Consider the following 19,295-nt stretch of genomic DNA (forward strand, 5'->3'; position numbering starts at 1 on the left):
TAACAAAAAACCAACTTGTTATTTTACTATCTATTCGAATTTAGCGATTAAAATTACTGCCTTACGGCCAAAAAGGCCTGCAAATCCGCCAGTGATTGGCGACTCAAACTTTGTTGCGTTAAACTCATTTTTTCTAATTCATCCAGCAGGCGATTCGCGGCTTCTTGCAGCATCACCTTTAAGGCCTCTTCATCCTCTGGCAAACGACGTGTCTGGATAAACTCGTATTCTTTTGCAAACCCGGCTTGTTGCATCCAACGCACCGCCGCTACCGCTTCAAAACTTTGCATTAACTGGTGCAGCACGCCCGATAATAATCGATCATCTCGACGTTGTGATTGTTCCAACGCGTTTCCGATCGCTTGATTTAACGCCGCCGCCCAACCCGGACGTACTAGCAAAATACACACCAAATGTTTCGATAAACTCATCACTTGCGATACTTCAGGACTTGAATCGACCGCCACCGGTTTTGAGGATTTAAACTGCGAAAACCCAGTTTTTACCCCCATTTGTTTTTCTAACCGCCAAGTGGGTAAATCCACAGCTTCAGCGACCGCTTCCACCAGTAAATACTGATATAAACCCTGCGCACTTTGCACATAGGGCTGCGCCAATGCAACGAGTTGTTGACGTCCTTCACGAGATTGTATGGGGACGCTTAAGCGGTTTTGCAAGCCCTGCAACCAAAATTGTGACAAAGTCAGCGCTTGTTTTGCGCGTTGTTTAAAGCCGTCCGCGCCTTCTTTGCGCACCACCGAGTCCGGGTCTTCGCCATCCGGTAAAAATAAAAACTTCACCGAACGCGTTTGCTCCATCATCGGCATAGCCAGCTCTAGTGCTTTCCAAGCGGCTTTTAAACCCGCGCTATCGCCATCAAAACAAAACACCACTTCATTGACCTGACGAAACAACATCTGCAAGTGATCAATCGTAGTGGCCGTACCTAAGGTAGCGACCGCATTACGCACACCGAACTGCGCTAAGGCGACCACATCCATATAACCTTCTACTACGATAATGTGGTCAAAGTTTTGGCGTGCTTGACGTAACTCATACAGACCATACAGGGCATAGCTTTTATGGAAAATTGGGGTTTCTGGTGAGTTTAAATATTTAGGCTGATCGTCTGAACTTAAAACACGTCCGCCAAACGCCACAATTCGGCCACGCCCGTCTCGAATCGGGAACATAATACGGTTGCGAAATCGGTCGTAGAGTTTGTCCGTATCCTTTTCAACCAGCATGCCCAGTTCAATCAACTGAGCCTTTAAAGGCTTATCGGCTTTTAAGCCAGAAACTAAACTATCCCAGCCCGGCGGTGCAAAACCAATTAAGAACTGTTTGGCGATATCGGAGGTTAAACCACGCTGACGTAAATAGTTCTTGGCCTGTTCGGATGCCGCATGCTCACGTAATTGTTTTCGATAGAACTTGGTGACTAACGTCATCACTTCATACAAATCACGTGCATGTTCGATTTTTTTAGCGGCTTGCGGTGTTTGTTTTTCACGTGGCACTTCTAAGCCAACTTGTGCCGCTAACGACTCCACCGCTTCAACGAAGGATAAACCCTCATATTCCATCACAAACTTGAGCGCATCACCACTCGCACCACAACCAAAGCAATGGTAAAACTGCTTTTGTGGATTAACATTAAATGACGGGGTTTTTTCTTGATGAAACGGACAACAGGCTTTAAAAGTAGCGCCTGCTTTTTTGAGCGGTACACGTTGGTTAATAACCTCGACAATATCGGCACGGGATAACAGCGAATCAATAAAATCGCGAGGAATTGCGCCTTTATACTCCATTCCGTCTCCTACCCCCTAGCCAATACACGCCATGATGGCCGCGATATATAACAAATCGAAACCATCAACAAAACGTTTTGCCGAAAACAAAAAAACCCATCAACCTATTGTTAACGGGTTTTTTGAACGGGCTCAAACTTAAAATAGACGAACTATTTAGGCTAAGCTGGCTTTGATTTTCTGGCTTACCACCGCCATATCGGCTTTACCTTGCATCTTAGGTTTTAACAAGGCCATAACCTTACCCATATCCTGCATGGTTTTCGCTTCGACCTCAGTAACAGCATCAGCGACCATTTGGGCGATTTCTGTTTCTGTCAAAGGTTGTGGCATAAAATCCTGAATCACCGAAATTTCATAAGCCTCTTGCTCAGCCAAGTCTTCACGTGCGGCCTCTGTGTATTGAGTAAAAGAATCTCGGCGTTGCTTTAACGCCTTATCCAATACCGCCAACACCTGAGTGTCATCTAACGTGATTTGCTGATCAATTTCCTGCTGCTTGATGGCAGCCAGCATGGCACGCACCACCATCAAACGAGCTTTTTCGCCCGCTTTCATGCAGCGCTTCATTTCTTCGGTTAAACCCGTTTTATAATCGCTCATCGACTCATCCCGACCGTCTTAAAACGGACGGCCGTTCAAACGGCGACGCTCACGAGACAAACGCTTAGCTAGGCGTTTAACCGCGGCGGCTTTCATGCGTTTCTTAGCCCAAGTTGGCTTCTCATAAAACTCACGCTTACGCGACTCAGTTAATACGCCCGCTTTTTCACAAGCACGCTTAAAACGACGTAAAGCAACGTCAAATGGTTCTGTATCTCTTAATTTTACAATTGGCATAAAGCTTCTTCTTTGATTTAATTGGAAAAATTCTGTCCGCTAACCTTGACTGGCAGCAATAAAGAGCAAGATTATAGTTTTGCGCGCCCGCATTTGCAAATTATTTTGTTAAAATCGCTACTTAATTTTTATTTGTTCACAGGAAAAGCATGACTGATTCACATCACCCCCTTATTGTACTCGGAATCGAAAGCTCATGCGATGAAAGTGCCGTCGCAGTTTATGACACCCAGCGCGGCTTATTGGCCCATAATTTATACAGCCAAATCGAACTGCATGCTGAGTATGGCGGCGTTGTACCTGAATTGGCCTCACGTGATCATATTCGTAAACTTACGCCACTGATCCTACAGACGCTTGAGGAAGCCGGTCAACCCAAAATTTCTGGCGTAGCTTACACCGCCGGGCCCGGCTTAATTGGTGCGTTATTGGCGGGTGGCGCGATTGCGCGCAGTTTAGCTTATGCTTGGCAAGTGCCGGCTATTGGTGTGCATCATATGGAAGGTCATTTACTAGCACCAATGCTGGAAGATAACCCGCCGGCCTTTCCCTTTATTGCATTATTAGTGTCGGGTGGCCATACCATGATAATTCGGGTGGATGGTATTGGTCGTTATCGTTTATTGGGCGATACACTCGACGATGCCGCGGGCGAAGCGTTTGATAAAACCGCCAAAATGCTGGGACTGGGTTATCCGGGTGGACCGATTGTTTCAAAACTGGCGCAACAAGGTGATGCGTCACGCTATAAATTTCCGCGCCCAATGGTAGATCGCCCCGGCTTGGATATGAGTTTTAGTGGCCTAAAAACGTTCAGTTTAAACACCTGGCACAAGGCGCAAGCTCAAGGCGATGATAATGATCAAACTCGTGCGGATATTTGCCGAGCATTTGAGTTAGCAGTAGCCGACACCTTAACAATTAAATGCAAACGCGCCTTAGAGCAAGAGGGATTAAACACCCTAGTGGTGTCCGGCGGCGTAAGTGCTAACCGCGAAATTCGCACCAAACTGGATGCGTTAATGCTTAAACGCAAAGGGCACGCCTTCTACCCACGTTTAGAGTTTTGCACCGACAATGGCGCCATGATTGCCTATGCTGGCGCACAGCGGCTGTTAGCGGGCGAACACAATGATCTTAACTTTGCGGCCAAAGCTCGCTGGTCACTGGAAGATCTACCCGCGATTTAAACCTTCCAATTCAATTATTCATTTTTCTTTTAAAAAAAATGACATCCAAACCAATTTATGCATAATTGATAGTTAAGCGACCTAAATTCTTAGACTCGCTTAGGTTCCACCAAATAGGAGGAAACATCATGAAACGTCTCATTTTATTATTAACCCTACCCTTTGCAATTGGCTTAGCCCAGGCACAAAGTAGCCCTAACGAACGCCAAGATCGTATGCCAATGCACGACCGCCAAGGAACTTATGGCTCAGGTGAGATGCGGCATAACGAAACCGCGCGTGAGTATCAAGAAAGAATGCGGGAGGAGCGTCGTGACATGCACCGTCAACAGCGCCCTTACGACGGAAAAGGACCGCAAGGACGACCTGGTGAGTTTCGTGAAGACACTGAAATTCGACTACATAGAGAGCGCATGCTGGAAGAACGTCGCGAGATGCAACGCCAGTAACGCCGCAATAGCCACCCTGGTAGCGGAATGAACCGTTAACCAAAATGCCACTTGGTTTTTCAACTAAGTGGCGCTACAAAACTAAACCAACCACATTACCTAAATAAATCAAGGTCAAATCGAAGCTCAACTCTAATCACTTAGGTTTAATCAGGCTTTCTTCGCCTTTTAACAAGCGTTCGATATTGCCGCGATGGCGCCAGAATAACATCGCCGTCATGATTGCCGTCACCCAAACCCAACTCATTTCAGGCCCTCCTGTTATCAATTGGGTAATAAAATAAATATAGATCGGCGCCAAAAAAGTAGCGATCAAAGCGGATAAAGACGACACTTTTAAAACCTTCGCCACAAATAACCAAGTTGCCACGGTGGCTAGGCCGGCCCAAAAGTTTAAGGCCAACAACACGCCCAACATGGTCGCCACCCCTTTTCCGCCTTTAAACTGGAAAAAAACCGGATACAAATGGCCAATAAACGCGGCCAAACCGACCAACACAATCCACAAGGCATCCAAGGCCAGCCAGTGCGCGACTAGCACTGGAATCACGCCTTTTAGCACATCACCTAACAAGGTAATCGCCGCCGCCATTTTGGCTTTTTCGCCGCCAATACGTAATACATTGGTGGCACCCGGGTTGCCGGAACCAGCCTCGCGCGGATCACCTAAGCCCATTAACTTGCACACAATAATCGCCGACGACACCGAACCGACTAGATAAGCGAGCACCACCAGGCCTGGTAATAAGATCATTTCACTCATGAGGTTATTATTCCTTTAAAATAAGTCGACGGATTTTAACATTATTGGATAAACACTGTGAGCAAACACACTCAAATGCAAACGGACAGTATTTTTATTGAAGGCCTCAAAGTCAACACGATTATCGGTGTACACGCCTGGGAAAAGTGCCAAGCGCAACCCTTGTTGTTTGACATTGAACTTTTCACCACAATTATCAGCGCGGCGCAAACCGACCAATTGGCGGACACGGTTGATTATGCGAAAGTCTCACAAGACATTATTAAACTGGCACAACAGGAAAGTTTTGAGTTGATTGAAACCCTAGCGGAGCAGGTTTGTCAGCATGTGCTGCAACACTATAGCGGCGTACAAGCTATTCAACTAAAGCTAGCCAAGCCTCACGCGGTCGCGGAGGCCAAGCAAGTTGGGGTCAAAATCTGGCGGCAACGCCAGCTTTAAAGAATTAAGGCACGCCTGACCTCAAAAGCTGAAGGTTTAGCCTTCGGCTTGAATTTGTCGGCGAGCTTGAATCACTTTTTTAAGAATCGGCACCATTTTCTCCATCTGCGTGCTGGCTTGATGGATGGAGATTTTATCTAACCGCTTAAAATCATCTTCAAACTGACGTGCGTTTTGGCGCGACAAGTTAGCCGTGATTTTTTTATAAACCTCATCACCTACGGCAATACGCGCCAAGGTCACCATTTGTTCAGAACTGATCTGATTCAACAAATCTTGCATTAACGCATTTTCGATTTGGGTTAGTTTTCCGGCTAACGCACGATACGCAGTCAAACGTTTTTGCATGCGTTCTTTGTCTTGCTCGGTGACCACTTTAAAACGCTCTCTGATCACCTTATTTAAGGCTTCAACCACCGTTTCCGGCAGGTTAAAAATGGTGGGGCCGACTTCAATGACATATTGACCAGACTGCTGACGTTTGGCTTTAATTTCCATCTGACTTCCTAAATGTATTGGGTGTTTTCGTCAATAAACTCAATTTTGCCGTTGCTATCGAGTTCAAACAGTTTTTCAATCAAGCGCTGTATACAGCGTTTCGCTTCTTCGTGCTCCGGCAAGGGATTATTTAACAAGTCGGATTCAATCTGTTTCGCCAGAATGGCGCCCACATTCTCGAGCACTTTATCGGTCAAACTTTGATCCTTAGCCAAACCTAACAATACCACTAAGTCCTGATTATTAATTTCGCGAATCACCACTTGCATATCATTCGGGCTGAGCTGTTTGAGTTTTAAACCCAATTTGATGTAACTTTTTAGGGTTGAGTGGTTTTCGCCATGTGCTAAGGCGAGCATATGCTCAAGCGTGATATTAAGCAGCTCAACCGAAAAGCGATCCAAGCGCATAATGGCACACCCCATCTGCACCAACCACTCGTTTTCATGTACTTTTTGAATACCGACTTTCATAAATAATGACTTCCTAATCGTCCGCTTGATTAAATCCAATATGAACCTAGCTTATTGTAACTAGCAAATCTCGGCCCAAATCATGATTATTAGAAATATTCTAACACCAGATAGCCACAAACCAAATTTATCCAAATCCATAACCAAGCCAACTATAATAAGCCTCAATTTAAATGCTAACCAAACTCAAACTTGTTGATGAAACCAAATAAATCGCTCCCTGAACCGAATGATGACGCGAAACAGCGCAGCCAACTTCTAACAGACAAAATTCGACGCCACCTAAACCGTCATAACCAACTCAGTTTTGCCGACTATATGCGCCTAGTGCTTTATACACCCGGCCTAGGTTATTACACCAACGGATTGCCCAAAATCGGCTTAGAGGGCGACTTTGTTACCGCTCCAGAAGTGTCATCCATTTTCTCGCGTTGTTTGGCGCGCCAAGCGCAACAGGTGCTGAGTCAACTTAACCATCCGAACATCATCGAATTTGGTGCGGGGCGCGGTGTGATGGCGCGCGACATTTTGCTTGAATTAGCCGAACTTGAACAACCGATTGAGCATTATTTTATTATCGAGTTAAGCGCCGATTTGAAACAACGTCAAAAAGAAACCTTACAAAACTTACCTGAAGCGCTTTTTAATAAGGTGGTTTGGTTGGACAGCTTGCCGAGCACTCCGATTCAGGGCGTAGTTTTGGCCAATGAAGTATTAGATGCCATGCCGGTTGAGCGTTTACGCCTTGAGCCAGCTCAAGCATCAAAAGCGTTTGTGCAGTGGAATAAAGAAAAAGCCGAATTTGAATGGCAATATCAACCGATTACCGAACCGACTTTGCAGAAAATCGCCAATCAACTATTAAAACAAATCGGCGAACCATCCGAACGTTTTTATCACACCGAAATCAATTTAAATATCGCACCCTGGTTACATTCGATTGATGACTTTCTAGAAGCAGGCCTGGTGCTTTTAATTGACTATGGCTACCCGCGCAAAGAGTTTTATCAAGCCGCACGCCATATGGGAACCCTACGTTGCCATTACCAACACCGTGCACATAGCAACCCATTTTTTTACCCAGGCTTGCAAGACATTACCGCCCATGTGGATTTTACCGCGGTGGCGGAAGCGGCTTATGATTCCAAACTAAAAGTAGCCGGTTATACCACTCAAGCGCATTTTTTAATGGGATCGGGTTTACTTGAAATGGCGCGCGACCAAGATGCGCCCCTTACCGAACAACTTAAAGTCGCCCAACAAATAAAAACCCTAACTTTACCAAATGAAATGGGCGAAAACTTTAAAGTGATGGCTTTAAGCAAACACCTGGACTTAGGATTAATCGGCTTCAAAATGCGCGATTTACGCCATCAACTCTAACCACCAGGCCTGGTCTTAAAAGGAATACCCATGCAAGAAACCTTAGATTGGATACAAATTGTCTGGCTTGCTGTCATTCAGGGCATAACGGAGTTTTTACCGGTTTCAAGCTCCGCCCATCTTATTTTAATGCCCCAACTGTTTGGTTGGCCTGATCAAGGTTTGGCGTTTGATGTCGCGGTGCATGTCGGCACTTTACTGGCTGTGGTGATCTATTTTCGCCAAGATATTTGGCATATGAGTCGAGATTGGAGTGTGTCGATTGTTAAACGCCAACCCACCTCAAACAGCCGACTCGCTTGGGCGATTATCTTCGCCACAATTCCAGCGGTACTGTTTGGTCTGATCATTAATAATGGGCTAGAAGAGACCTTGCGTAATCCGTTAATTATCGCCGCCACCACCATCGGCTTTGGTGCATTGCTTTGGTGGTCGGACGTCAAAGGCAAACGCGAACGCGATGAACACACGCTGAGTTATAAAGACATTGCTATTATGGGGTTTGCCCAAGCCTTGTCACTCATTCCCGGCACTTCAAGATCTGGCATCACCATTACTGCCGGGCTGATGATCGGCCTGACACGACAAGCCGCGGCGCGTTTTTCATTTTTACTCTCCATCCCAATTATTTTGGGCGCGGGACTATTAAAACTAAAAGATTTACTGCAATCCACCGGCCCGGTTTATTGGGATATTTTGATTGTCGGCGCTTTTATCGCCTTTATCAGCGCCTACCTGGTGATCGCCCTGTTTCTAAAATGGATTAACCGGATCGGCATGGCGCCGTTTGCTTGGTATCGATTTGCGCTCGGACTGCTGTTGCTTTATCTCTTTTTGTAAGGTTTAACAAAGAGCTTCTAAAAAACTTGCAGAAAAGCGTGCTTAAGCGGTTGTAATTCCGACCGGACTTCTTTAACATGCGCGGTCTGTTTTTAACTATGGAGAGACTGTGTGGGTTCGAGTTTAAGCAACCGATGTTGCATTACATTTTCCACCTTCTTGGCCAAGCCTTAAAGCCCTGTCTTTAATCGCTTTTCCAAGACTTGGCTATTAAGGCTTGGAAAAGCGCAGTACATTTAATTTTTTAAAAAATCTGACTGCATAAAACCGAATTCGACGGTCTTACCTTTTATAGGAAGATGTCGCGATGAAAACGCTCGTTAAGAAAAATGTGTTCATTATTCTGTTTGTCGGCTTAGCCACCTCAGCGCAAGCTTATCCTATTCATAAAGGCCGCCCGCAAGGCAAAGACAACACCGGCATTTTAGAAACTATCAACCCAGATTTACATCTTAAAATCTGGTGGGATTTTTTCCGCGTTTACGATCAATTCAAACGCCAGCCATGATCAAACCAGTGCCTGAACTCAAATATCCAGCAGTTCAACTCCCACGAAACGCGCCGACCAAGCCACCAAAATAAACGATAAAATTGTAATGGCGACACTACCGACCATCGCCCAGACAAATCCGAACTTCGTTATTAACCAAGGAAACGCCAAAAACATCGGCAAGGTCGGAATCACATACCAAAAGGTATACCAGGCATGATTGGCTATTTTGGTTACCGCTTGACCTTCGACATACAACCAAATCAATACCAACACCGTCACCATTGGTAAAGCTGCAATCAACGCCCCCAACTTATCACTGCGTTTCGCGACTTCAGAAATCAGCACCACCAGGCCTGCGGTAATTAAATATTTGGTTATAAGCCAGCTCATTTACTTTTCTCGCAACAGCTTAAATTGGCTTGAATAGATGGACAAGGTACCGTTCCATAAGAACAAAACACACAACAATCGCCTTTTTTCGGGGTCATGAGTAGGCCACATTGCACACATTCAAAATAATACTGACAAGCTTGCGTCGGCATAGTTTCCGTCGATTTATAACCACACGCAGGACAAGTTAACTCCGACTCTAATTGCATATCCATCTCCCTTATAAGGCTTTGTATAGCATTCAATTATAACCTGAGCAGCGCCAAAGCTTAAATGATTCATCACTCATCGGATTGTTTACGCCAAGCGCTAGGTTTCGTTATACTAAATCCCATATCCTTAATTAAACCCAACTTAGAGCAGGCCTGGCGACCAATGAATTACCCATGGATTTGGGATCCCTCACATGACAAACAAGTTTCTCAAGACCGGATAACCGAGCTCAACAAACTATTAGATCAAAAACACTTTGATGTGATTCGTCAAGTCGTGCTTGAGGTCGAAATACCGGACATGGCCGAGCTGCTCGAAGCGTTGCCAAAAGCCCACCAAACTTTATTTTTTCGCACCCTACCGCGAAAAACCGCCAGTGCGGTCTTTGCCTATTTATCACAAGGGGCAAAAGAAGACTTAATCAACGCACTCAGCGATGAAGATGCTTTGCATTTGGTTAAAAATCTTGATGCCGATGACCGCGCCGCCTTTTTAGACGAGCTACCGGCCGAGGTTGTACAAGTCTTAACCCAGCGATTGCCCCACGACAAACTTAAAGAAGTTCAGCTTTTACTGGGTTATCCGCCTGAGAGTGTGGGGCGTTTAATGCGCCCAGATTATGTCAGCATCCAAGAACACTGGACCGTGCAACAAGCCCTTAACTACTTGCGCAGTTTTCGACAAGATTCCACCCGCTTTAATACTTTATTTGTCACCAATGAAGACAATCAACTTACCGATGCATTACACATTCGTAAACTCGCCCTAGCACTTGATCCGCAAACCCTGATTAAACAGCTTATGGATCATCGCGTAATTTATATTCATGCCCGCGAAGACCAAGAAAAAGCGGTCGAAATCATGCAACATTACGACCTCAACGCCTTACCCGTCGTGGATGAAGATAACGTTCTGATCGGGATGGTTACAGTGGATGATGTATTAGACGTGGCTCAAGCTGAAACCACCGAAGACTTCCACAAAATGGGTTCTGTGGGTGTGATTAATTTCAACATCAGTGAAGCTGGGCCATTTTTGCTGTACCGAAAACGCATCGGCTGGTTATTGTTATTGGTGTTTGTCAATATTTTCGCCGGCATGGCGATTGCCACCTTTGAGCATATGATTGCTGCCGTAGTGGCGTTAGTATTCTTTTTACCCTTAATTATCGGCAGCAGCGGTAACGCCGGCGCACAAGCCTCCACGCTCATGGTGCGCTCGCTCGCCACTGGTGATGTTCGCATGAAAGACTGGGGGCATTTAATGCTCAAAGAAATCTCGGTCGCCGCCGCATTGGGTTTAACCATGGGCGTGGCGATATCTGCAATCGGCTTTTGGCAAGGTGGCCAAGCACTCGCCATGGTGGTGGGCTTATCTATGGTGGCGGTGGTTGTGGTCGGCAGTTTAATGGGCATGAGCCTGCCGTTTTTACTCAGCAAACTCAAAATAGACCCCGCCACCGCCAGCGCGCCACTCATTACATCGATGGCGGACATTCTAGGGATACTTATTTACTTTAGTATTGCGGTCGCGATTATCCCAATCCCTTAAAACAACAAAGCACCAGGCCTGGTGCTTTGCTTCTACTTTCTAGCCCAGCTCAAGTTTGGGGCGATCAAAATAAAGTTCGACCAGTAAGCCACCCAGGCTTTCGCTGTGACCGAATACCAAATGCCCTTGATAGGCATACACCATTTGTTCGACCTGCTGCAAACCACCCGGCTCCTCACCTGGTTGACGTGCTTGAGAACGTTGCTGAATTTGCTCTAAACGATCCGCTGCCATGCCTTCACCATCGTCTTCAAAGCTTATACACAAGCGTTCTATAAATGTGCAATAAACAAGGGTTTTAACCTCTTTATTGCCTTTATTAAAAACATTGAGTTGAGCTAGAAAGAACTCTAGGTACGAAAAAGTGTATACACTCCAAGTCGTTTGGTGACTGATTTGTTGTAGAGGAAAGCATTTCAGCACCCCGCTTCTGATTCACAAACACTCCTAGGCTTGACAAAAACTATTGCCTCTCATTCAAGTGTCCGTTTCGATTAGACCAGAACAGTCTGGCAGACAGACCACAAATTTGACACAAATAGACGCGGTAAGCTTAAAACACGTTTATGGGACAACTACTCCGGGTTTAAGGGGTAGCGGTTGTGGATGGCGGTTAAGACACTGATTTAAGTAATTATTTGCAAATTTTTCTATGTTACTGATAAAAAAAAGGATAATAACAAAATACTACTGCATACTGCTAGTAATAAAAATACGCAAAATAAATCGTCATCGCTCCGCTTAGATGCATACTGAGTTAGAACGGGGCAATATGGTTCTTTTTAGGATCGGATAACATAGGATGAATAGAATGAACAAACTTAAAAAATTTACCACACCACTGCTATGGTTTTCAGCATTACTGCTGATTGCTCTGGCGGCTGGTTGTAATAGTGGTAGCGATCCCATTCTTGGCGGCAGCGGCGGTGGCGGCAGCGGCGGTGGCGAGAATGCGCCGATTGTGGTGGATAGTACCGCACCCACAATAATCCGTGTCAGTGAGCTGGATGGTACGACCGAATTGATGCCCTTAAACCGGGATATTACCGCGACCTTTAGCGAAGCGATGGATCCGGCTACATTGATTTCGGCCTCTCCATCTACTGCTGAGGGCACGACCTTTACGGTATGCTCAACCGCAACTGAGGGAGGTGATTGTGTTAGTCCCGTTGCAGGTGTCGTGAGCTATACCAACAATACGGTGGCATTCAATCCGGATGTCGATCTCGCTAATGCCACATGGCATAAGTCAAGCATTACAGCGGCGGCAACAGATTTGGCAGGCAATGCACTGCTTGTACCTCCAGCCGTAGGCAGTTTGCCCAATCCGTGGAACTGGCAGACTGGCACGGCAGATCTTGATGCTCCCACTATAACCTTGACCAATCCGGCTGATCTCGACACTGATGTGCCGCTTAATAAAACGATTAACGCAACCTTTAGTGAGGAGATGCGTCAGGCCACAATAACCGCCACGAACTATACGGTGATGGAGACGGCTACCCAGGTCAATGTGCCTGGAACAGTTTCTTATGATGTGCAGCACCATATCGCATCTTTTGTACCATCGTCCAATCTCTCGCCTGATACCGACTACACGGTAACGGTCAGTGATGCGGTAGAAGATCTGGCGGGTAATGCACTGCAGGCAGGAGTTTCGCCGAATCCGTGGACTTTCCGAACAGGAGAAACCGTTGTGGAGCCGCAAGCGCTGGCCATCAATTTGGGTGTCGCTGAATCCTTCGGTATCGCCTCGCGTGCTGGGCTGACAACAACGGGGGTTACTGTAGTAAATGGCGATATTGCCCTATATCCAGAAGCAAGCTGTACCGATGCTACTGGTAATGCGGGTGCATCGCAGACCTGTCTTGTGAAGACCTATGTAAGCTCAACTGGCATGACTGTGAATGGCTCAATCTACTGGGCGGGTGATCCCTATGATGACGGCGCTACTGCTCTTGCTGTCACCAATGATCTGAATACCGCGTGGGTCGAGGGCAAGAATAAGGCAGACACTTTTGCTACTGGATTCCTCGGTGGTGAGCTGGGTGCTTCATCACTTCCAGACGGGAAAATCCTCCTCCCTGGCGTCTATCATGAGGCCGCGCTTGGTCTAGCTGCAGGTAATACCGTCACTTTCGATGCTGAAGGTGATCCGAATGCGATCTTTATTATTAAGATAGACAGCTCCTTTGTTGATTCTGGGATTGTAGGCAACGAGACTGAAGTCAAATTAGCCAACGGTGCGCAGGCCAGAAATATCTGGTTTATCGCCGGTCTGGATATCACTATCGGCCAAGGTACAACCTGGTATGGCAATATTTTGGCAGGTCGGACCGCAACAATTAATAGCGGCTCTGCGGTAAGTGGGCGTGTTCTGGCAGGTGCTAGCGGAGCGGGTGCGATTACCCTTACTGGCGCGGATACATCCGTCACAAGTATTAGCGTACCCCAGTAAGCCCTGAAAAATGGGTTGCATTAGAAAAGTCCGAAGCCCCTCGCTAGGGGGGCTTTCGCAAGCTGGCACATTATATTGGTGGCTCTCGATGAGTTGCACCAGGATATTTGGAGAACAATATGAAAAGAATTACTAAGACCGCAGGCATGCTAGGCATAATGGGGTGTGCTGTGATGGTTAGCCCATACGCGCTGGCCGACGATTCATTCTGGTATATGGGTGGCAATATCGGCCAATCCAAAGCGAAGATTGATGATAAGTCTATTAATAGACAGCTAATTGATTCTGGTTTCACTTCGAGCACAATCAATGCCGACGATAGCGACTGGGCGTATAAACTTTTTGGTGGATATCAGCTTAATCATAACTTTGCTATAGAAGCTGGCTATTTTGACCTTGGACAGTTTAGTTACAAAGCGACTACCGTACCAGAGGGAACTCTAAATGGGAAGATCAACCTTAAAGGCGTGAATCTCGATTTAGTCGGTTTTCTGCCAGTCAATGAGAAGTTCTCCGCATTCGCCAGAGTGGGCGCGAACTATGCCCGTACTGAAGGCACTTTTTCTAGTAGCGGTGCTGTTAGTGGGCCAACGGATGACACACCAACCAAAACCGCTACCCACTACAAAGCTGGTGTGGGGCTTCAATATGATCTAAGCAGATCGGTTGGGCTGCGTGCAGAAGCGGAACGCTACCGTATCGACGACGTAGTGGGGGGCCAGGGCGACATTAATATGTTTTCACTAGGCCTAGTCTATCGCTTCGGCAGGGAAACGCCCGTTCAGCCACAGGTAGTCGTGCCGATCAAAGTGAAGACACAGGAGTATTGCACCATCCTCGATATCCAGTTTGAGATAAAGCAGGATGTGATTGAGCGCCAAGAGAAGGAGAAGCTTGCAGTCATAGGGACATTTATGAAAAAATACCCCGACACCACAGCCGTAATCGAAGGGCATTCTGACAATGTCGGTACCAGGGACTACAACCTGAAACTCTCGCAGCGTCGTGCACAAAGTGTGGTGAGCTATCTGGTCGATGAGTTAAATATTGCCCCCGACCGTTTAACGGCAGTGGGATACGGTGAGACTCGCCCCATCGCTGACAATAGTACGCGCGAAGGCAAACAGGCGAATCGTCGCATTGCAGCGGTCATTGCTTGTGTAACGGATATCGCAGGTCTTAAGGTGACCCCCGCTAGAATGACAATCGCGATGGAGATGAATTTCGATCCATACAAAACCGTAGTAGATCAACAGTACTACAATGAACTTGCTAATGTGGCGAAGCTTATGAGAGCGGACCCTGCTATCACTGCAGCCGTTGAAGGGCATGCGGCTGGCCGCGTCGGCAAGACAAGTGTATCTGATAAAGATGCAATGGAAATCTCGCAGAAGCGTGCAGAGGCGGTGGTCGATCATCTAGTGAGCAAAGAGGGCATATCGCGTGAACGACTGTCTACTGCAGCGTTCGGCAAAACCAAACGCGTCTCTTACGACACTATGCTGAAAGGTCAGGAGGAAAACCGTCGCGTTAATATTATCTTCAATTACGTGACAAAATAATTAAAGGGGGGGGCAGAGCCACTGCTCCCCCCCCCCTTTAATTTCTCACCAAACATAAATTCATTTGAGGCCGCACTTTTCTACAATAGGTGGCGGCTTTAGAAGATGTGTGGTGGCACTGTTGTTCTTTTTGCCTTTAATTCTCGGCAGGCGCACAAGCCTGCCGTTTTTACTCAGCAAACTCAAAATAGACCCCGCCACCGCCAGCGCGCCACTCATTACATCGATGGCGGACATTCTAGGGATACTTATTTACTTTAGTATTGCGGTCGCGATTATCCCAATCCCTTAAAACAACAAAGCACCAGGCCTGGTGCTTTGCTTCTACTTTCTAGCCCAGCTCAAGTTTGGGGCGATCAAAATAAAGTTCGACCAGTAAGCCACCCAGGCTTTCGCTGTGACCGAATACCAAATGCCCTTGATAGGCATACACCATTTGTTCGACCTGCTGCAAACCACCCGGCTCCTCACCTGGTTGACGTGCTTGAGAACGTTGCTGAATTTGCTCTAAACGATCCGCTGCCATGCCTTCACCATCGTCTTCAAAACGCAAACATAAGCGATCATCTAAATGAGCCACACTGACCATCACCTGCGACTCACTCCAATTGACCGCGTTATTCAGTAAGTTTTTTAATAGTAAATCCATGTCCGTTTGCGCAATCAAAAAGGTGGCGTCTTCAGGCGTATAATTTAATTTGATCTGCAGGTCTGGATGACTGGCTTGATAAGCGTCAATATGACGACGCAAATCACGTGGCCAATGAATTTGATAAGCGTTGGGTTTTTGATCGTTTAACACCATGCGCGCTCGAAGCTGAATCAGAGCCTGGTGTAAATGGTCGGCTAAAGGCATCCATTCGGATGGCCAACGTTTACCAAAAATATCGGCCTGCAAACTTTGCAACCCAAGCTGTTTAGAATTCGGTAAGTGCCCCAATTGATGCCCTAAAAAATATCGACTTAAGCCCAAGGTAATCAACCATAACAAGCCAATTAAGGCACTATAAAACACATAAAACTGTTTAAGCATGGCGGTTTCTAAGGTGTAATCCTTTGCGACAGCTAAATCCAACCAGCGGTCATTAAACTCCACACTACCAAAACTCACTAACACCGGTTTTTGATTGGGTCCCTCAGCAATAAATAAATCAACGTCTGCACTGGTGCGCTCCGGTAAAGGCAGCACATAACCATCTAACGAAGGCGAGTCTATATGCTGCTGACCTTGAGCATACAAAACAAAATAATGCCCAGAACCGGGTTCAGAAAAGTTGACTCGCTGAGAACTGATGTCGACCTCAATAGGTTGGTTTTCCGACCATTGCGTCTGCGTCAATAAAGCACGCGCATCGGCAGTCAATTGCTGACCTACCCAGTATTGGCTACCAAAATAAACCGCGGACAAACCTAGCCCCCAAAAAACCAAAAACACCAAACTTACCGTGAATCCAAAACCACGATTAAATTGAGTTCGTAATGACCGAAACTTCATAGGTGCCCCTCCCTTTCTTAACAACCCAGGGAGTGTCTTGGTTGATAAGGTGTTTAACTTTGTTTTTTAGTAATCGCCACATTAGCGCTGGGTTCCAGTCTAAATCGCGACACCTGTTGACGTAAGTCATCGGCCTGCTCTTGCAAATCGTGACTGCCGGCGGCTAACTCTTCAACTATCGCGGCGTTTTGTTGGGTCACGCTATCCATTTCACTTACCGCATGACTCACGGTATTTATACCGTCAGCTTGCTGTTGGCTCGCATTCGCAATGTCTGACACCATTGAACTCATGGTCGCCATGCTTTGATTAATTTCGGTTAAGGCTTCGCTGGTTTGACGCACTAAATCACCGCTGGTTTCACTAATTCTTAACGTGTCTTCTATTAAGCCTTTAATTTGTCCGGCGGCCTCAGCCGACTTACCCGCCAATCCACGTACTTCGCCCGCCACTACGGCAAAACCACGCCCGTGATCACCCGCTCTGGCGGCTTCTACTGCGGCGTTTAAGGCTAACAGGTTAGTTTGGAAGGCAATGCCATCAATCAATGTAATAATATCTTCGATTTTGCGACTGGCGGCCAGCATATCTTCCATTGAGCCCATCGCTTGCTGCATGATACTTACACCTTGCGTCAGTTTTTGTTGAGCTTCAGTTGACATTTTATTAGCCTGATCCGCATTTTCCGCATTACGTTTAACACTGCCGGTCATTTCTTCCATTGATGAAGATGTCTTTTCTAACGACTGCGCCAACTGCTGAATACGATCGGATAAGTCTTGGCTACCATTCGCCATCGAACGCGCGCCAGAGCTAACGCCATGAGTAACCAGACCCACCTGACCAATCATTTCAGCCATATTCTGGGTTGATTGATTGAGGTTATCACGCAACCACTGCATTTTACCTTCGTAAGATTGTGTAATACGGGCACTTAAATCGCCCTGACTAATCTGATTTTGAACCTGCCCTAGGCTTTCAACAAATTGTTCGAGTGAATCCAAACTCTTATTAATCGAATCCTTCAGCGGCACAAAGTCGCCACGCGCTTCGGCTTCAACCCGCTTTGAAAAATCGCCATGTTCTAAAGCATTGAGGGTCTGACCGATATCATCGACCGACTCTTTAATATGGCTAGCTGAACGCTCTAAGTCAAACAATACATCTTCAAAACCACCTTGCAACTGGGCATGCTGATCGCGGTGCACATTTAATTCACCCGAACGGAAGTTGTGTGCGGTTTTTTGCAACATGTTCATAACGGCTTCAACTTGATTAACCGATTGGTTAACGCCATTTTTAAGTTCCAAAAAGTGGCCTTCATATTGGTTAGACACCCGCGCTGAAAACTGGCCTTTCGCCACCGTCTGCATCACCTGGTTCACTTCTTTGATGGCGCTTTCAATATTCGCCATGAGTTGATCCATACCTTGAGCAATCATGCCCATTTCGCCTTTGCATTTTAAGTTGGCGCGATGGGTTAAATCTCCCGTCTGCACCACTTTTTGCATGGTATTCGCCATATGTTCAAGCGGTTTCGTGATGCTGGATGCGACCCATAAACCACCAAAAATTAACAACAAAGCACTTATACCCAAACCTGACCAAATTAACATTTGGTTAAACTGCTGATCTTTATGCATCGCATTAACGGCATTCACATTCTGTTGCATTTCGTAACGCAAAAACACATCCACAATCTGCGCAAACTCTTGATATTTAGGATCAAAGTCGTTTAATAAAATGTCTTTTGCTTCATCCGTAAAACCAACATCCAGCGCAACAGTAAAACCACCGAACGATGAAAACGCGCTGGCCGCATTCGCGCGCAAACGCCCTAACATAATGGCTTCGGCCTTATCAAGCTCCATCGCATCCAAAGCATCAAATAAGCCGGCGATATTTTGTGAAGAGTCGGTTAATAACGTCATCTGCTTAGCTAAAGCCTCTTCATCCTCAATGATCACCATATTACGCTGCATAATGGCGCGCTCGTCGGCAAAGTTTTTCAACTTGTTCACGGCATTGAGCTTGGCGCTGTTGACATTAATAATCTTATCGACCGCTTGTTGCGACTGATGCATAATAAATTGTGTAAATAAATTACCCAGCGTTAACAACACCAGCACAGCAATAATACTTAACAACAAGCGCGTTTTGATTTTCATTCAAATCTCCGTAAGTAAAAACAAGGTAATTCTTAGCCGGTCAAAAAATAATCTGGCGCCCAGTCTAATCAAAAAACTTAACAAACGTAATAAAATTATCTTTTTGCCAGCACAAGTCTGGCTTATATCAGCTAATGCCAATTGTGGCTTTGTCGTGCGGTTTTGAGTTGTTCTTTATTTTCATATTTAAATTAACCCCGCTGGGTTAGACTGTCTTAAAAATGGGCACCTCGATTAACCCCTGATTCATTCTGGCAACGCCAAGTTTTTCAGA

At 46.3% G+C, this 19,295-nt stretch carries 21 protein-coding genes; 10 read left to right on the forward strand and 11 right to left on the reverse strand.

Annotated features, from left to right (window positions below; all coding sequences use genetic code 11):
* Positions 1–53: 53 nt before the first annotated feature.
* From dnaG to rpsU, 3 genes are all read right to left on the reverse strand, one after another.
* Positions 54–1,814, reverse strand: a complete 1,761-nt coding sequence (gene dnaG / locus IBX48_RS02165; RefSeq protein ID WP_296830219.1) for a DNA primase — start codon at positions 1,812–1,814, stop codon at positions 54–56.
* A gap of 156 nt (positions 1,815–1,970) precedes the next feature.
* Entirely contained in the window at positions 1,971–2,417 is a 447-nt protein-coding gene (locus IBX48_RS02170; RefSeq protein ID WP_296830222.1) for a GatB/YqeY domain-containing protein, read from the reverse strand.
* An 18-nt stretch (positions 2,418–2,435) separates the two neighbouring features.
* On the reverse strand, positions 2,436–2,654 hold the full coding sequence (gene rpsU / locus IBX48_RS02175; protein WP_296830224.1) for a 30S ribosomal protein S21: 219 nt from the start codon (positions 2,652–2,654) through the stop codon (positions 2,436–2,438).
* Between the two features lie 149 nt (positions 2,655–2,803).
* Here rpsU and tsaD point away from each other — a divergent pair, with 149 nt between their 5' ends.
* Both tsaD and IBX48_RS02185 read left to right on the forward strand, forming a co-directional pair.
* Entirely contained in the window at positions 2,804–3,844 is a 1,041-nt protein-coding gene (gene tsaD / locus IBX48_RS02180; RefSeq protein ID WP_296830226.1) for a tRNA (adenosine(37)-N6)-threonylcarbamoyltransferase complex transferase subunit TsaD, read from the forward strand.
* Positions 3,845–3,972: 128 nt separating this feature from the next.
* Positions 3,973–4,293, forward strand: a complete 321-nt coding sequence (locus IBX48_RS02185) for a hypothetical protein (RefSeq protein WP_296830229.1) — start codon at positions 3,973–3,975, stop codon at positions 4,291–4,293.
* 136 nt (positions 4,294–4,429) lie between these two features.
* Here IBX48_RS02185 and plsY read toward each other — a convergent pair whose 3' ends face one another.
* Positions 4,430–5,047: a glycerol-3-phosphate 1-O-acyltransferase PlsY gene (gene plsY, locus IBX48_RS02190; RefSeq protein ID WP_296830273.1), complete on the reverse strand. Its 618-nt coding sequence runs from the start codon at positions 5,045–5,047 to the stop codon at positions 4,430–4,432.
* Positions 5,048–5,113: 66 nt separating this feature from the next.
* Between plsY and folB the strand changes: the two genes are divergently transcribed.
* The gene (gene folB / locus IBX48_RS02195; protein ID WP_296830233.1) at positions 5,114–5,497 is read left to right on the forward strand and encodes a dihydroneopterin aldolase; all 384 of its coding nucleotides are present in this window, start codon (positions 5,114–5,116) and stop codon (positions 5,495–5,497) included.
* 36 nt (positions 5,498–5,533) lie between these two features.
* On the opposite strand, the gene IBX48_RS02200 is transcribed toward folB, so the two are convergent.
* Positions 5,534–5,995 carry a FliG C-terminal domain-containing protein gene (locus tag IBX48_RS02200; protein WP_296830237.1) on the reverse strand — a complete coding sequence of 154 codons (462 nt, stop codon included), beginning with the start codon at positions 5,993–5,995 and terminating at the stop codon, positions 5,534–5,536.
* Positions 5,996–6,003: 8 nt separating this feature from the next.
* Positions 6,004–6,468: a FliG C-terminal domain-containing protein gene (locus tag IBX48_RS02205; RefSeq protein WP_296830239.1), complete on the reverse strand. Its 465-nt coding sequence runs from the start codon at positions 6,466–6,468 to the stop codon at positions 6,004–6,006.
* A 198-nt stretch (positions 6,469–6,666) separates the two neighbouring features.
* Between IBX48_RS02205 and IBX48_RS02210 the strand changes: the two genes are divergently transcribed.
* The 3 genes from IBX48_RS02210 (at position 6,667) to IBX48_RS02220 (ending at position 9,199) form a co-directional block, all read left to right on the forward strand.
* Positions 6,667–7,851, forward strand: coding sequence for an SAM-dependent methyltransferase (locus tag IBX48_RS02210; RefSeq protein ID WP_296830241.1), 1,185 nt, complete (start codon positions 6,667–6,669; stop codon positions 7,849–7,851).
* A 30-nt stretch (positions 7,852–7,881) separates the two neighbouring features.
* Complete coding sequence (locus IBX48_RS02215) at positions 7,882–8,691, forward strand: undecaprenyl-diphosphate phosphatase (protein ID WP_296830245.1); 810 nt, start codon at positions 7,882–7,884, stop codon at positions 8,689–8,691.
* A gap of 307 nt (positions 8,692–8,998) precedes the next feature.
* Positions 8,999–9,199, forward strand: coding sequence for a hypothetical protein (locus IBX48_RS02220; protein WP_296830248.1), 201 nt, complete (start codon positions 8,999–9,001; stop codon positions 9,197–9,199).
* An 18-nt stretch (positions 9,200–9,217) separates the two neighbouring features.
* Here IBX48_RS02220 and IBX48_RS02225 read toward each other — a convergent pair whose 3' ends face one another.
* Both IBX48_RS02225 and IBX48_RS02230 read right to left on the reverse strand, forming a co-directional pair.
* Positions 9,218–9,574, reverse strand: a complete 357-nt coding sequence (locus tag IBX48_RS02225; RefSeq protein ID WP_296830250.1) for a DUF3147 family protein — start codon at positions 9,572–9,574, stop codon at positions 9,218–9,220.
* Positions 9,571–9,789: a GDCCVxC domain-containing (seleno)protein gene (locus IBX48_RS02230; RefSeq protein WP_296830253.1), complete on the reverse strand. Its 219-nt coding sequence runs from the start codon at positions 9,787–9,789 to the stop codon at positions 9,571–9,573. Before IBX48_RS02230 ends, IBX48_RS02225 begins: the two co-directional genes overlap by 4 nt.
* A gap of 58 nt (positions 9,790–9,847) precedes the next feature.
* Here IBX48_RS02230 and mgtE point away from each other — a divergent pair, with 58 nt between their 5' ends.
* Entirely contained in the window at positions 9,848–11,338 is a 1,491-nt protein-coding gene (gene mgtE / locus IBX48_RS02235) for a magnesium transporter (protein ID WP_296830255.1), read from the forward strand.
* A gap of 39 nt (positions 11,339–11,377) precedes the next feature.
* On the opposite strand, the gene IBX48_RS02240 is transcribed toward mgtE, so the two are convergent.
* The gene (locus tag IBX48_RS02240) at positions 11,378–11,572 is read right to left on the reverse strand and encodes a hypothetical protein (RefSeq protein ID WP_296830258.1); all 195 of its coding nucleotides are present in this window, start codon (positions 11,570–11,572) and stop codon (positions 11,378–11,380) included.
* A gap of 577 nt (positions 11,573–12,149) precedes the next feature.
* On the opposite strand from IBX48_RS02240, the gene IBX48_RS02245 reads away from it, so the two are divergent.
* From IBX48_RS02245 to IBX48_RS02255, 3 genes are all read left to right on the forward strand, one after another.
* Positions 12,150–13,796: an Ig-like domain-containing protein gene (locus IBX48_RS02245; protein WP_296830260.1), complete on the forward strand. Its 1,647-nt coding sequence runs from the start codon at positions 12,150–12,152 to the stop codon at positions 13,794–13,796.
* A 119-nt stretch (positions 13,797–13,915) separates the two neighbouring features.
* Positions 13,916–15,358, forward strand: a complete 1,443-nt coding sequence (locus tag IBX48_RS02250; RefSeq protein WP_296830262.1) for an OmpA family protein — start codon at positions 13,916–13,918, stop codon at positions 15,356–15,358.
* Between the two features lie 112 nt (positions 15,359–15,470).
* Complete coding sequence (locus IBX48_RS02255) at positions 15,471–15,650, forward strand: magnesium transporter (RefSeq protein ID WP_296830264.1); 180 nt, start codon at positions 15,471–15,473, stop codon at positions 15,648–15,650.
* 39 nt (positions 15,651–15,689) lie between these two features.
* Here IBX48_RS02255 and IBX48_RS02260 read toward each other — a convergent pair whose 3' ends face one another.
* Complete coding sequence (locus IBX48_RS02260; RefSeq protein WP_296830266.1) at positions 15,690–16,853, reverse strand: ATP-binding protein; 1,164 nt, start codon at positions 16,851–16,853, stop codon at positions 15,690–15,692.
* A gap of 53 nt (positions 16,854–16,906) precedes the next feature.
* The gene (locus IBX48_RS02265; RefSeq protein ID WP_296830268.1) at positions 16,907–19,021 is read right to left on the reverse strand and encodes a methyl-accepting chemotaxis protein; all 2,115 of its coding nucleotides are present in this window, start codon (positions 19,019–19,021) and stop codon (positions 16,907–16,909) included.
* Positions 19,022–19,295: the final 274 nt, after the last annotated feature.

The organism is Thiomicrospira sp. (assembly GCF_014859555.1).
Taxonomy (GTDB): Bacteria; Pseudomonadota; Gammaproteobacteria; order Thiomicrospirales; family Thiomicrospiraceae; genus Thiomicrospira.

Excerpts from the sequence above, each read along its gene's own strand:
- IBX48_RS02245 (WP_296830260.1), top strand. The coding sequence starts at position 12,150 with ATGAACAAACTTAAAAAATTTACCACACCACTGCTATGGTTTTCAGCA.
- IBX48_RS02230 (WP_296830253.1), bottom strand. The coding sequence starts at position 9,789 with ATGGATATGCAATTAGAGTCGGAGTTAACTTGTCCTGCGTGTGGTTAT.
- IBX48_RS02205 (WP_296830239.1), bottom strand. The coding sequence starts at position 6,468 with ATGAAAGTCGGTATTCAAAAAGTACATGAAAACGAGTGGTTGGTGCAG.
- IBX48_RS02220 (WP_296830248.1), top strand. The coding sequence starts at position 8,999 with ATGAAAACGCTCGTTAAGAAAAATGTGTTCATTATTCTGTTTGTCGGC.
- mgtE (WP_296830255.1), top strand. The coding sequence starts at position 9,848 with ATGATTCATCACTCATCGGATTGTTTACGCCAAGCGCTAGGTTTCGTT.
- IBX48_RS02215 (WP_296830245.1), top strand. The coding sequence starts at position 7,882 with ATGCAAGAAACCTTAGATTGGATACAAATTGTCTGGCTTGCTGTCATT.
- tsaD (WP_296830226.1), top strand. The coding sequence starts at position 2,804 with ATGACTGATTCACATCACCCCCTTATTGTACTCGGAATCGAAAGCTCA.
- rpsU (WP_296830224.1), bottom strand. The coding sequence starts at position 2,654 with ATGCCAATTGTAAAATTAAGAGATACAGAACCATTTGACGTTGCTTTA.
- IBX48_RS02200 (WP_296830237.1), bottom strand. The coding sequence starts at position 5,995 with ATGGAAATTAAAGCCAAACGTCAGCAGTCTGGTCAATATGTCATTGAA.
- IBX48_RS02185 (WP_296830229.1), top strand. The coding sequence starts at position 3,973 with ATGAAACGTCTCATTTTATTATTAACCCTACCCTTTGCAATTGGCTTA.
- IBX48_RS02250 (WP_296830262.1), top strand. The coding sequence starts at position 13,916 with ATGAAAAGAATTACTAAGACCGCAGGCATGCTAGGCATAATGGGGTGT.
- dnaG (WP_296830219.1), bottom strand. The coding sequence starts at position 1,814 with ATGGAGTATAAAGGCGCAATTCCTCGCGATTTTATTGATTCGCTGTTA.
- IBX48_RS02225 (WP_296830250.1), bottom strand. The coding sequence starts at position 9,574 with ATGAGCTGGCTTATAACCAAATATTTAATTACCGCAGGCCTGGTGGTG.
- IBX48_RS02170 (WP_296830222.1), bottom strand. The coding sequence starts at position 2,417 with ATGAGCGATTATAAAACGGGTTTAACCGAAGAAATGAAGCGCTGCATG.
- IBX48_RS02265 (WP_296830268.1), bottom strand. The coding sequence starts at position 19,021 with ATGAAAATCAAAACGCGCTTGTTGTTAAGTATTATTGCTGTGCTGGTG.
- plsY (WP_296830273.1), bottom strand. The coding sequence starts at position 5,047 with ATGATCTTATTACCAGGCCTGGTGGTGCTCGCTTATCTAGTCGGTTCG.
- IBX48_RS02210 (WP_296830241.1), top strand. The coding sequence starts at position 6,667 with ATGAAACCAAATAAATCGCTCCCTGAACCGAATGATGACGCGAAACAG.
- IBX48_RS02240 (WP_296830258.1), bottom strand. The coding sequence starts at position 11,572 with ATGGCAGCGGATCGTTTAGAGCAAATTCAGCAACGTTCTCAAGCACGT.
- IBX48_RS02260 (WP_296830266.1), bottom strand. The coding sequence starts at position 16,853 with ATGAAGTTTCGGTCATTACGAACTCAATTTAATCGTGGTTTTGGATTC.